At 51.2% G+C, this 14,075-nt stretch carries 8 protein-coding genes; all 8 read right to left on the bottom strand.

Annotation, left to right across the window (positions count from 1 at the left end; all coding sequences use genetic code 11):
* Positions 1-89: 89 nt before the first annotated feature.
* The 8 genes from QP938_01865 to QP938_01830 all read right to left on the bottom strand — a co-directional run bounded on the left by QP938_01865 (position 90) and on the right by QP938_01830 (position 13,947).
* Positions 90-3,260 (bottom strand): efflux RND transporter permease subunit, encoded by a 3,171-nt coding sequence (locus QP938_01865; GenBank protein WIO74671.1) that lies wholly within the window; start codon positions 3,258-3,260, stop codon positions 90-92.
* A 6-nt stretch (positions 3,261-3,266) separates the two neighbouring features.
* Entirely contained in the window at positions 3,267-4,355 is a 1,089-nt protein-coding gene (locus tag QP938_01860; GenBank protein ID WIO74670.1) for an efflux RND transporter periplasmic adaptor subunit, read from the bottom strand.
* A gap of 297 nt (positions 4,356-4,652) precedes the next feature.
* Positions 4,653-5,201, bottom strand: a complete 549-nt coding sequence (locus QP938_01855; GenBank protein WIO74669.1) for a nucleotidyltransferase family protein — start codon at positions 5,199-5,201, stop codon at positions 4,653-4,655.
* Between the two features lie 20 nt (positions 5,202-5,221).
* A complete protein-coding gene (locus tag QP938_01850; GenBank protein ID WIO74668.1) occupies positions 5,222-6,226 on the bottom strand; it encodes an XdhC family protein in 1,005 nt (334 codons plus the stop codon).
* 254 nt (positions 6,227-6,480) lie between these two features.
* Positions 6,481-8,649, bottom strand: coding sequence for a xanthine dehydrogenase family protein molybdopterin-binding subunit (locus QP938_01845; GenBank protein ID WIO74667.1), 2,169 nt, complete (start codon positions 8,647-8,649; stop codon positions 6,481-6,483).
* Positions 8,650-8,658: 9 nt separating this feature from the next.
* Positions 8,659-9,117 (bottom strand): (2Fe-2S)-binding protein, encoded by a 459-nt coding sequence (locus QP938_01840; GenBank protein WIO74666.1) that lies wholly within the window; start codon positions 9,115-9,117, stop codon positions 8,659-8,661.
* Between the two features lie 115 nt (positions 9,118-9,232).
* Positions 9,233-10,045 carry a carbon-nitrogen hydrolase family protein gene (locus tag QP938_01835; protein ID WIO74665.1) on the bottom strand — a complete coding sequence of 271 codons (813 nt, stop codon included), beginning with the start codon at positions 10,043-10,045 and terminating at the stop codon, positions 9,233-9,235.
* Complete coding sequence (locus QP938_01830; protein WIO74664.1) at positions 10,045-13,947, bottom strand: AsmA-like C-terminal region-containing protein; 3,903 nt, start codon at positions 13,945-13,947, stop codon at positions 10,045-10,047. The genes QP938_01835 and QP938_01830 overlap by 1 nt, the downstream gene beginning before the upstream one ends.
* Positions 13,948-14,075 lie beyond the last annotated feature (128 nt).

Genomic DNA, 14,075 nt, shown 5'->3' with positions numbered 1-14,075 from the left:
GTGGCCAGCATGGAAGGGTTTACGGCGTGTCACACCAAGCCATATTCTATTTATGCCCGCCACAACACTAATGAGATAACAGAGGCCTATTATCGAACTTTTTGTCGCTGCCCCCACTGCAATACCACCACCGTCAACGCCGGCAACAATGTCAGGGTAACCACAGCCGCACCGAGAATACCAAACATCACAATTGCACCCACGCCACGATAAAGCTCGGTACCAGCACCTGGAATTAATACCAGCGGCGCCAAGCCAAACAGAGTAGTAATGGTAGACATGGCAATGGGGCGCAGGCGAGTCTCAACAGCTTCTTTTACAGCTGCCACGGCAAGCATTCCCTCTTCCCGCACATTACTGACCGCGCGATGGACAATCAGAATCGGGTTATTGACCACCGTACCCATCAGTATCAAAAAGCCGAGCATGGATATCATATCGAACGGCTGAACAATCGCCGCCATTCCGAGGTAAGGCAACAAGCCGCCCACCGCGTTAAGAAGCCAGAGTCCCACCAGACCACCGGCAATACCCAACGGAATCGAGGTCATAATTAACAGCGGATAACCCCAGTGATTAAAAATGGCCACCAGCAACAGATAGATCACCAACAGGGCAACTACGTAGTTACTGGTCAGTGCCTCCCGGGTAGCATCAAGCTGGTCGGCGGCGCCGGAAATACTGATATTTATCCCCGCAGGAATTGCCCCGCTTTCGCGCATTTGCGCAACCAGTTGATTGCGGACTGTCTCTACACCACTTTCCAACGGTATATCCCGTGGGGGAATGATGTTTAAAGTAACGGTACGGCTACCATTTACTCGCCGCACCGTTGTGGTGCTCATCTGTTCACTGATTTTTGCCAGTGCTTCCAACGGCAGCACCGCACCAGCAGGCGTATAAATTGGCAACTGCGACAGCGTATCCAGTTCGGCATTCTGGCCGACACTGCTATACAGATAGATATCAATTTTGTCGTCTTCCAAAAAGAATTCATCGACGTAACTCCCATCGGTGAGTGATGCGACGGTAAAACCCAGATCCTGACTACTTAAACCCAACTCTGCCGCTCGCTGCCAGTCGGGACGAATTTCCACCATAGGTTGGGCAATATTCAAAGAAGACGGAGAACTCTGAATGCGTGGATTATCAAAAATGGTCCCGGCACGGCGGTACGCCTCTTGGGCTACCTGATAAATATCCTGCAAGTTGGATCCAGAAATATCCAGGTTAATACTGCGCGTACCCCCATCATTACTGGTAATGATTGAACCGCGTGTAGCAAACGCCCTCATCCCTGGATACTGCTGATAAATTTTGGTGGTGGCATCCAACAGATATTCAATATCCGCAGAGTCGACCGGTTCGGCAATAATTCGAAGAGAGGTGACACCGATACTTAAATTAAAATAGGCTAGCGCTGGCACTGGTGCCTCACCACGATGAAACCTCTCCGGATCTGCATTCACTTCGGGCAACATCTGGCGTTGAATATCCAGCCCAATTTCTTCCATTGCAGCCAGGTTGTAACCTGGGGGCGCATTCAGGCGCGCAAACATTTTTGGCTCTTCACCCTCAGGCAGGTATTCCGCTGCCGGGGTTAAAAACGCCATCACTGCAGCGCTGAAAACGGTTACCGCAACAATGCAGTTCCAACGTCGCTTGCCACTGGCCAGAATCCAGCTCACCCCATTCAAGGTTTTCGTTCTGGCGCGCTCACCCCAGTGATGAGTGCCCGGCTGCTTGCCAATGTCTGTCTGCCTTGATTGGTTTGGCTGAAACGAAATGCGCGCGGCCGCTGTTGGCAATACGGTAATGGCCACCAGCATGGAGGCCAGAATGGCCGACGAAATACCGATCGCCACATCAGAATACAGTTGTCCGGCCTCTTGAGCGATAAATGAGACCGGCAGAAAAACCAACACTGTTGTCATAGTGGATGCAAATACTGCCGGCCAAACTTTGGCGACGCCCTGAATTGCTGCGCGAAGCCGATCTTCACCACGACGCCGCTCCAGCTCGATACTTTCAAATACCACAATACTGTTATCGAGGGTCATACCGATAGCGAAGGCGATACCCGCCAAAGAAATGACATTGATGGTTCGCCCACACAACAACAACCCTAAAAATGCCACGATAATACAGAGCGGAATTCCCATCACACCGATAGCTGTGGCTTTCGCGGAGCGTAAAAACAGGTACATCACTGCGATGGCAAGCAAACTTCCAAGCGCGAGGTTTTGCAGTACATTGCGAATAGAGTCCTGCACATAGCGAACATCGTCAGCTATCAGGTGCATTTCCATACCAGCGGGAGCCAGCACGTCGCGATTTATTTCGGCAACCTGCGCCATCATTTCGCGCTTGATATCAATTACATTGGAGCCAGCCTCACGGCGGATCATGGCAAATATTTGCGGGGTCCCGTTGTAAAGCGAGATATTCTGTTTTTCGAAGTGATCGAGACGAACTTCAGCTACATCCTGAAGCCGAATTACTGCATCGCCACGTCGTGCCAGAATCAGCTCACTCAACTCCTGCGGCGATTCAAAACGGCCTATGGTTCGAACCATATACTGACGCTTTCCAGATTCGATATCACCACCTGAACGATCGCGATTGCGTGCGCGAATGGCTTCGCGCACATCACTGAGCGATAACTGCCGCTGCGCCAATCTGGCGGGATCAATCAATACCTGGAGCTGTCGTTCGCTGCCGCTGCGAATATTCACTTCCGACACGCCCGTGACTCGAGACATCAACGGTTTAACATTATCTTCGACAAAATCCAGCATCAGGTCCATGTCCAGCTCTCTCGGATTTCCGGGCTGGGCGATGATGCTGAAAAACATAAAGGCGTTACTGGAAAAGGAGTTGGCGTAAATAGTTGGCTCATCTACGCTTTCTGGATAATCCGGGACTTGGCTAAGGGCATTATTCACCCTAATTAGCATTTCGGTGATATCGGTACCGAACGGAAACTCCAGCTCAATTTCAGCGCGGCCACTTTCGGCACTGGCAACTATCCGCGACAGGTTTGGCAGGTTGCGAAGGTACTGTTCCTGCTCTATCAGAATTTCTTTTTCTACATCTTGAGGTGTAGCACCGGGCCAACTGGTGCGAATACTGATGGCGCGCACATCAAGGTCGGGAATCATCTGCACCGGAATTCGCAGCGAGGCAACAATGCCGAGCACCGCGATAATCAACACGATAACGGTAATTAAAATACCTCGTTTGACGATCTGCTCAAACATAATGATTTACTCGGTGCCTGCTTGAATGATTCGAACTTGCTGGCCTTCCTGCAAACTTTCATTTCCGCGCACTACGATTTGATCGGTAAGTTGTAAGCCACTACGGATTTCTACCCGACCATCAAAACTCTGCCCGATTTGCACTCTCTTTTCCCTGGCCACCATATCACTGCTGTTGCTGTGCACCACCCACACTACGGTCCGGCCATCGGGATACCGTAAAATCGCATCCCGGGGCACCACCAAACCCTGCTGACCTGAGGGCAAATTCAAAGTGGCACTAGCAGACATTCCCGGTTTCAACTCCATCAGGGACACTTGTGGAACGACTCGCACCAAAAATGTTCTATCTCCCGGCGTGGTAATGGGAACAATGGCGGACACCTCTCCACTGTAAGATTTCCCTGGCATGGCATTGAGGGAAAATTGCACAGGCAAGCCGGTACTTAACTCAGCAAGAAAATCTTCAGCTACCGCAAAATCAAGGCGAAGATTTTCCGTGGCCACCAGTTCAAATACGGTGTGCCCAGGCGACACCCACTCACCCTGCTCTGCCATGCGTTTGCTGATTACGCCGCTGTAGGGCGCTTTTACCTGATGACGATTGACCACTGCCTGCTGATGCTCGGCGTCGGCACGTCGCTGATTCAACAGCGCTTCTTGTTGAATCACTTCGGTGCGAATGGTTTCAATCAGTGATTCGGCAATGCCACCTTTTTGGCGAACTGACTCTGCTTCACGTAAACGCCTTTTTGCATCTGCCAGTGTTGCTTCTGCCTGAACCACTTGGGCGCGATCACTTTGCAGCTCAATGGTAGCCAGCTCATCATCCAGCGACAGCAGCAGCTGGCCTTTTTTGACTCTATCGCCTTCATCGGCGTGCCACGCCTCAATCAGGCCATCCAATGATGGCGACAACTCTGAAACCTGTGGGGAGGTCACTGATCCGGTAACCTGAACCTGGCGATAGATCGGCTGTAACTTGGGCGATGTAACCACCACAGGAACACCCTCATTGGCAAACACTTCGCCTGGCAGCACTGGCCAAATCAATAGAAAAAGTAAGGCTTTTACGTGAAGAGGTGGTTGTGTCATAAACGACTCAAGTTGTTATAGGAATTTTCAAAACCGTAAGGGTTTTTATAGCACAGATTGGCGACAGCTATATTTCTGGCGGAAAAGAGCTTTTAGAGGAGGTGAAAGTTTGGTGCTGGGCATGAACCGGGTATAACGTCGTAGACCCATACGTGGGGACTCGTCGCCAGAACCTGACTGCTATGGAGGGTGGAAATGTCGGTTTTGCAGGAGCAAAAACCGACCATACTGGCCACGGTCACAGCAAGCTATACCCGATTCCTGCCAATCGTGTTAGATCGGAGCACCATATGATGTTCAGTTGCTGGATAAATATCGCTGTAGTTGATCGAGGGTGTCGATATCTAGTGCAGCCCTTTTCATGGAAATAGTGACCACATTATTTTCGCTGTTACTCAACAGTGCTTTAGCCCCTTGATCACTATTCAGCTCTAACAGCTGGGAAAAGTATGACTTAGAGAAAATTGCCGGCACACCACACTTTTCAGAATAAAACGCGCAAGTAATTTGATTAGGCTGGTGGCTTTCCATCAAGGCTTTTATATCATCGGTTTTTATCGCCACCTGATCGGCCAGCACTATTAACAGGTTTTCATATTCATCACTTAAAGCCTTCGCACCGCGGGAAATGGAACTGCCAAGCCCCTGCTGCCACTGTTTATTTTCTATCAGCGATAATTTCGGAAATTGCTTTTTAATTTCCTCATGGTAACGACCGGTGACGGCAAAGATCTGATTATTGGCAATTGGAGTTACTGCATCTATCACATGTTGCAAGAACGGTTTGCCGTTCAATAGTGCCAGTGATTTACAGCTGCCAAAGCGCTCTGCTTGCCCGGCAGCCATTATCATTACCGCAAGGGAATTCACTGTGTCAAAACTCCGCTCAGCGAGTGAGCATCGCGATTAAAAAGACGCGCGTGGCACTCAGCCAAAATTGACAGGGCAATACTTTCCGGCAGCTCGCCCCCAAGATTCAATCCGGCCGGGCCAGCAATCGGGGTACGCAAGTCTTCGAGGTTTAGATCTGCTGCATTTAGAACTTTTTCCTGGCGACTAAGTGGGCCAAGCATTGCGAGGTATTTGAGATTTACCGTTTGCAGTTTTTTTAATCCTTCTGCATCCATGGTGACATGGTGCGCCATAAGTACTGCCGCATCAACACGCTGACTGTTGGCAAATTCCTCCAGTAATTCGAAATCTCGAACAATATGATCAACGGTTGGAAAAAAATCCCGCCTGGCATTGGCTGGGCGTGGATCGCAGAGGCTCACCATCCAGCCCAGTTCATGTGCCAGACGCGCCAGGGGACGGGCATCGACACCACCACCAACAATCAGCAGATGTGGATCCGGGTTGATTGGTGTCCTTAGCCATTGGCCATCTTTTTTTTCAATCAGGGTAACGGTGTTTCCCATGACAGGGTCATGATTAAAAGACGACGCGACAACGCCATCACTCTCTGAAACCCTCTGAAGATAGGTACCGGATTGTCTTGCCAAAAGGGCTTCATAAAGCGCTGATAGCTCCAGATAATTATTTTCCGCTGTCACCGGTTGCAGCAGAATATAAACGGTTCCGCCACAGCCAATGCCCAATTGAAAAGACAGATCATCTTCGTCGCTGCCGTCATAACAGAGTGTCATTGCTTTGCCGGTTTGCATAACTCGACGCGCGTGTTGCTGTATATCGGACTCAAGGCATCCGCCGCTGAGAAGGCCAAACTGCTGACCCAGACCATTAAAAAGCATCATTGCACCCGCTTTTCGATAGCAGGGGCCTTCTGTTTTATACACGGTACCGAGCACCCACTCGGTGTTATCCCGATTTGAATACCACTGTTGCAACAAGCTGGAAAGTTGGTTTGCCATACAAAACGTCAGAAATTTGATTTATTGAATAGTGCGCCAAGAGATAGCTTGGATCAATCGGCATTGCGATTCACTTAACAAACTCCGTCATTCCCGCGGAGGCGGGAATCCATCAAGACCAGCACTTTAAAATGGATCCCCGCCTGCGCGGGGATGACAAGTTCCTGTTAACGTTGAACAATTCGCCTTACTAGGGCCTGTTCACACTAATTAAGTCCGGCTTTTTCTACACATTGTTGTTATTCCTGACTCCCTTACGCTTTAGTAATTGGCAACTTGTAATAGCGCTTTCCGGTTACCGCACTGAGTGCATTAGCCACTGCCGGCGCAATGGGCGGTGTACCCGGCTCACCGACACCGGTTGGTGGCTCGGTGGAGGGCACTATATGCACTTCAACTTTTGGCATCTGGTTAAAACGCAGCACTTGGTAATCGTGGAAGTTGGATTGGGCTACCTGGCCTTTATCCAGTGTGATTTCACTTACCATAACCGGTGACAGGCCGTAGCCAATTCCACCCTCCATCTGCGCAGCAATTACGTCAGGATTAATTGCAACACCGCAATCAACTGCGCACACGACACGTTCAACACGATAGTTACCGCTGTCGTCTACTGATACTTCGGCGACCTGGGCCACGAAGGATTTAAAGGATTCATGCACGGCAATGCCACGTCCCCACCCCTTTGGCAGTGGCTTACCCCAATCGGCTTTTTCCGCAGCCAATTTCAGTACACCAAGGTGACGCGGGTGGTTTTGCAGCAATTCGCTACGATACTCCACCGGGTCTCGCCCGGCTTTTGCAGCAAGCTCGTCGATAAATGTTTCTGTACTGTAAGCGGTGTGGGTATGGCCCACTGATCGCCACCACTGCACTGTCACTGGCAGCGTGACAGTGTGTAATTCGACCTGCAGATTCGGCATCTGGTAAGGCAGGGTTGATGCTCCCTCTACCGATGTCTGGTCAATGCCCCCCTGATGGAACGGAGTCCCCTTGAGTACTGGCTGGCCGACAACGGTCTGGTACCAAGCCAACGGCATGCCTTTGTCATCCAGTGCCCCACGAATTTTGTGGAAGTACATCGGCCGGAAATACCCCGCGCGAGTATCATCTTCCCGCGACCAAACCATTTTCACTGGCGTGCCTTTTTGGCTGCGGGCAATTTCCACCGCTTCCAATACATAATCAGACTTGGGGTTGGCGCGGCGACCAAAGCTGCCACCGGCGTATAAAGTGTTTATTTTCACCTTGTCCGGCTGAATGCCCAGCATCACGGCGATGCCCCCCTGGTCGAGGGTAGGAATCTGATCAGCATTCCACAGCTCGCAACCCTCATCGGTTACCTGAGCGACACAGTTCATCGGCTCCATGGCGGCATGGGCTAGATAGGGAAATTCGTAACTGCTTTCGATGACTTCCTCTGCCTGCTTAAGCGCCTTTTTGGCGTCACCATCGGAACGGCCTACTTCACCGTTTTTGTCCGCCATGGCGCGATAGCTGGCCATGATCTCATCTGAACTCTGGGTAAATGCGTTGCTCTCGTCCCAATCAATCTTTAAGGCATCGCGCGCTGATTTAGCAGTCCAGTAATCGCTGGCTACCACAGCCACACCGGAAGAGATGGTCACGACATCAGTCACACCAGCCATCGAACGTGCCTGGCTGCCGTCGACGCTTTTAACCGTTGCACCGAATTTGGGTGGATGAGCAACGACTGCTGTCAGCATGCCCGGTAATTGAACGTCCTGAGTGAACTTGGCCGTCCCATCGGTCTTGCCCTTATCTTTTCGCGGCAGTTTGGTGCCTATCAGTTTGAAGTCTTCCGGCTGTTTGAGGGTGAGGCTGTCATCGCCGGGTACCGGCATCAGTGCTGCCAGCCCGGTCAGCTCACCAAAGGTGGCCTTGTTGCCAGAACCGGTGTGACTGACAACACCGTTGGTCACTGCAATCTCTTCGGCGGGCACCCCCCAATGGCCAGCAGCGGCGTCTACCATCATTTTTCGAGCAGCCGCTCCGGCACGACGCATTTGCATAAAGGCGTTGTTCATTGCCGAGCTGCCACCGGTACCTTGGACAGGCCCCCAGCTCAGGTTGTTGTAGCGTGTGCCATCGGCCGGGGCGCTTTCACACACCACTTGGTCCCAGCTGGCATCCAGCTCTTCGGCAATCAGGGTTGCAAGGCCGGTAAAGGTGCCCTGCCCCATTTCGAAATGTTTCATTACCAAATGAACGGTGTTGTCAGGGTCGATGCGCACAAAAGCATTGGCGGAAAACTCGGTGCCTTCAGGGGTGACCTTGCTCGGCTCCTTGTTTTCCGAACAGCCACTGAGTGACAGGTGCACCCCCAGTGCCAATCCGGCACCAGCGGTGGATGAGAGCTTCAAAAAACTGCGACGGCTGATGGTTTGCATTACTTCGCTCATGACTCTCTCCTAACCCAGTTTTTTGGCGGCATCTTTGATGGCGGTTTTGATACGCATGTAGGTAGCACAGCGACAGATATTGCCGGACATGGCACTGTCGATTTCGTCATCGCTGGGATTGGGGTTGCTTTGCAACAGCGCAGAGGCGGACATAATCTGACCGGACTGGCAGTAACCGCACTGGGGTACCGCATGCTCCTCCCAAGCTTGCTGCACCGCTTTGGCAGCCTTGCTCTCTACCCCCTCAATAGTGGTGATGGCCTGTCCCTGAGCTGCCGACACCGGCATGGTGCAGGATCGAATCGCCTGGCCATTCATCTGCACGGTGCAAGCTCCGCACAACGACATACCACAACCGAATTTGGTGCCGGTCATATTGAGGTGATCGCGGATCACCCAGAGTAATGGAGTATCCGGGGACACCTCCAGGGTTTTAACCTGACCATTAATATTTAGCTCTACCGCCATGCTCCTCTCCTTGCGCCCTGTTTTGTCGTACGAATGACTCAAAAGTATAGACACTCTTTGCCATCCTCAACGACTGGCAAACGGTAACTATCGACAACCGGCTGTAACGAGATGGTTAAAGCCGGCGATGGCTGGCGATCGGCATGCGGGATTTGAGGTGGGCGATTTCAGCGAGGTCGATTTCCGCACAAACTACACCTTCACCACCCTCCAGAGCGTTCAGGACTTTGCCCCAGGGATGAACAATCATCGATTCTCCCCAAGTGGGTTTGCGAGGATGATCACGCTCTCCCATATTGGCACCGATGACAAAACACTGGTTTTCCACTGCACGGGCTCGTAACAGCAACTGCCAATGGGCTTCACCTGTGGTGGCAGTGAACGCTGATGGAACTACGATAATTTCCGCACCACGCTCAGCCAATTCGCGATACAACTCAGCAAAGCGCAGGTCGTAGCAGACAGACAAACCAATTTTACCGAATGGGGTTTCGAGCACCACTGGTTTGGCACCATGCATATAGTCGTCGGACTCTCGGTAACGATTGTGGGTGTCACCTACATCCACGTCGAACAGGTGAATTTTGTTGTAGCGAGCAACCTCTTCACCTGTATCGTCATAAACAAAGCAGCTGGCGAAGCCTTTTTGGAAATCCGCATCCGCCACCGGTATGGTTCCACCCACTAACCAGACGCCCTGGCTCGCCGCCAATTCTGCCATGAACTGCCTTGCCGGGCCGTGAGGGGTACGTTCCTGTTGAGCTATTTCCTGCAAGTTTTTACTGCCGTAATAGGCAAAATTTTCCGGAAGCACCACTAACCTGGCACCTTGTTCTACGGCTTCAGCCACCAATTGTGCGGCGCGCTGCAGGTTCTCTTCCAGCTGTTTTCCACTGCACATCTGTACGGCGGCGACGGTAACAGTCATTACTTTTCACCTTTGCTGTCGGATTGCTGGGCCGCTTTACGAGCCTTTTTCTCGGCGGCTTTTTTCTCGGAGCGGTTAGGGTCCTGAAATACTTTTTCGACACTGACTTCCGGCTCATCCCAGGAGCCTTTAACCCGATAACTGATGCTGGAGAGGCTGTCGAGTTGCTTGTCGAATACTTTACTCACCAGCCAAACACCCGCTGCCGCTGGCAGGTTGATAGCGAGTGCCGCCATCCACGGCAGGTTGGTGCCAACCGGCAGTGTGGCAACGATACGCGCATCTATATTTTCGTTATTCAGATCAATATCACCTTGCATCTGCATGGTACCGGACGGGAGCTCCGCAACCAGAGGTTCGCGAATCGACAAAAGCCCTTCATCGAACCAGAGGCTTCCCTTGATGGTGTCGTAGCTGATGCCTTTACTGTAAAGATCGCTGAAATCAAACTTAAGGCGGCGCAGCCAGGTTTCAAAATTGAACAAGCTGACCACGCGAATAAAGGCGTTGGTCGGCGCGTTTGTATCCTGATAAAAACTGCCCTCTTCCATGGCGAAACTGATCTGGCCATAGAGGTTCTTTGGACTGATTTTCCAGGGTGCGCCAGGCCATAACAACCGACTGCGAAATACTGCGTTTTCACTTCCCAATACGGCGCCAACTCCCAGATTATCCAGCACGGCGGCCAAATTATCAGTTTGCAAAAGTCCATTGAAGCGAGTGCGAGGAAACGCTGCCTCATGAACCCATTCCATCTCCGTGTCAGTACCTTCACCACCTATATCCAGCCCGAAAAGGGTTGCATCAATATTGCTGACTTTTAATCCAGTACCCGTAGGGTTGAGTTTAAAACTGACATCGCCGAGTTCGCGATCACCGACAAACAGGTGGTTAACCGCTATTTCCATGGCCCGTAATGTCCGTGGGTCAAAATCCTCTAATTTATTATCGGCAGTTTCGGATCCATCATTTTCTTTTAATTCTGGCAGTCGCAAATCATCCAGCTCGACAACCACCGATTGGTTGCTGTCGAGTGGAATTCTCGCAGTACCAGCTACCTGATCCGAATTAATCGACAAAGCCACTTGCCCCTCTTCAAAACTGCCCTTGAGGTGTGCTTTACGAACCTGCCAATCGGAATAAATCAGCTCACCAACCCTGGCGTCAAAATGCACTGGGAAACTATCAATGGACTGGGCAGACAGCTTGGCTGTTTTTAACGCTTTGTTGAGTTCAGCTTGCCAGTCTTTGATATCTATCGTTTTGATATCGGCGGCAATCTGCAGGTAATTGCCATTCGGCAATGTCAGATCAGAACGATTTATACCGAGATAACCACCGCTCAGCTTACCTTCTATCCATTTGGCTCCCGCTCTCAGCCCACCTTCCAGTTTGGCCTCGAGTTGTAGATTGTCCTTAAAGCGAATATCTGCAATCAGGCTGCGTTTTTGTTGAGTGGTCTTTCCAAACGGTGCGGGCAACTGAATAGCCAACCCTTCCAGATCACTGTTTAATGTGCCAACCAATTCACTGGTTTCGGGATCCTTTTTCAAACTGCCAGACAATCGAGTGCGACCACTGAGCAGTACACTATTTTGCAATTGGTAATGCTGGTGGATTTTTTCTACATCCACTTCGCCATTTGCATCCAGTTTGAAATTGTTTTTATCGCTGGTAAACGAGAGGTTGATTGGCGCGCCCCATAACAAGCCATGTGCATCGGGAATATGAATTCCATTTTCGTTTACCAAAAAATCCGACCTGATGCGTGTGAACTCTACACCTAATTGCTCCCGAAACAGTCGAACATCAGAGATTTTCCCTGAAACCTGGTAATGGTTCGTATCCTTATTTCCATCCAGTATGAACTCCATATTGAGTTCACCGTTTATGTCGCCACTTGCTTGCCACTGTTCAAAGCCAGCCAGGTAACTGTTCAATGGACTGACTTGCAGGGCCTTGCGAGTTGTTGCGATATCACTGGCGCTGTTAGCCTTAATATTCAGGCGCTGATCCTTGTATGTGACGGAACCGGATACCGGTAATCCGCCAATATTCCCCTTGCTAACCGAGCTGTATAGACTGTAATCATCAACTACCATGGTCCCAGTATATTCACTGAGTACCGGCCAGTCGGACAGGAATGTCAACTCACCGCTGCTTACATCGGCAAAGAGTTGCACAGTACGATTCTCTTGATCCCCTTTGCGCAACGAGCCTCGAAAAATAACGCCCAAACTGTCGACGTTGCTATCACCCACAGCCTGATCCAGCCATGCGCGTAAATTGTCACTCAGTAATTCCGGCGTGTAGTGGCTGCGGTAGCGGGAATGTACATTACGTGCGCCCAATTGCAGCATCATTTGCGGTGCGTCATCAGGTCGGGAAAGTGGCAATTCCAACATCAACTGGGCGTGAATATCACCCGGCTCCAGGCTGAAGTTCATTTCGCTGGTGGCCAGGCGAATTTCACTTCGCTCACGCTGCCACTCCCATTGCACAGTGCCTTTTCCCTTGCCGACCTCAAAGCGGTGATCGTACAAGGAATCAAAATCGACACTGAAGTCAGTTGCATCCATCACGAACAGGCCGTTGTCGCCGGACATTTCCAGATAACCGTCCAGCCCTTCTGCTCCCGGCACACCGCGCCATGGATCAATGCCTACATCCTGTAAATGAGCGCGCACCAGAATTGGTGGACGATCAGGCTGTTGGGAAAAATCAACACTTACACGTTCGGCTGTGCCGCGAGGATTCATGGCTTGCGCCATTTCCAGTGCTTTCTCTGGTAATAATCCGGTCTGCTTTAACAGCTCACTGGCTACGCCCAGGTTGATGTGATTTACATCCAGCCCAAACTCACCCCAACGTGCGCCCACACGCTGGCCAAAACGAATATCCAGTGGTTTTACCGGATAGTCCCCCCAGCCAAAATCGAGCCCCTGTAAAGTCAGCCCCCAATCGGTACCCGGATGATACCAACCAGTGAATTTGGCACTCAGGTCGGTCAGCGGCGGTAAGTCACTAGCCCAGGCCAGCGGAATAGTATCCGCGCTTAACTTGCCGACCAGTGTCGCCTGTCCATTTGCTTTTACATCAAACCAGAGTTCGGAATTGAGTTGGGTTTGCTGCTTGCCAATCGTTTCTATCTGCTTTGGAAACCACTGCCGCGCCACAGCGTTAATACCACCCCCAATATTGATGCGATTCAGTTTGAGATAACCTTTGGCATCAAAGCTGTCAGGGACGTTGTGGTCACCGGTTGCCTCAAACACTAAACGCGCCAACTGGACACCCTGAGAATCCTTAAGGGAGGCAACTACGCGGTGGAAATCACTGTTGTTTTCCGCCTTGATGTCGTTGGCAGAAAATTGCATTGAAGTACCAGAATAAAAATTAAGCGCGAGTTTTATCTGGTCAATTTGAATAAGGCTGCTGTACAGCAGCACTCCCAGCGGATCAAACCCCCCGCCACCCTCAGCCAGTGGCACACCGGCGATACTCCACTGGCCGTTAGCGTCTTCTTCAAGAACCAGCGACACTTTGCCCAGGTGAAGCTGTTTCCAGATAGGCTCGCGCTCCCAGATTGATTCAAACAGCGACAGCTCGGCGCTGATTTGACTGACAGCTATGCCGCCGTCGGAATTGTCATTCAACTTAAATTCAACACCGTCGGCAGAGAGGATCGGTGCCAATCTCGGCCAGGTGCCGGAAAGACGCTCCACCTGCACATCCATCTCCAGCAACCCGGACAAATAACTACTGATATCGTCGCGATAATTATCCAGTGAAGGCAGCAGTAATCGCCCAAGCACCACCAAAATCGCATAACCAATCACTACTGCAGCAACGGTATGCCACAGCCAGCGAGACAACTTGGTCAGTACTTTTAATGCGATCACACAACTACCTTGTTACTAGGCCCTGTTAACTTTAAACCAATGGCACTTAGTTAAGCCCGTCATCCTCGCGTAGGCGGGGATCCATTTGGTTTCGAGCGGCGAACTGCATGGATTACATCCCTTGGTTC

The organism is Porticoccaceae bacterium LTM1, from assembly GCA_030252795.1.
In the GTDB taxonomy this organism is placed as follows: Bacteria; Pseudomonadota; Gammaproteobacteria; order Pseudomonadales; family Porticoccaceae; genus SCSIO-12696.
The sequence above is the reverse complement of the archived record's forward strand: the minus strand, read 5'-3'. Positions and strand labels throughout refer to the sequence as shown.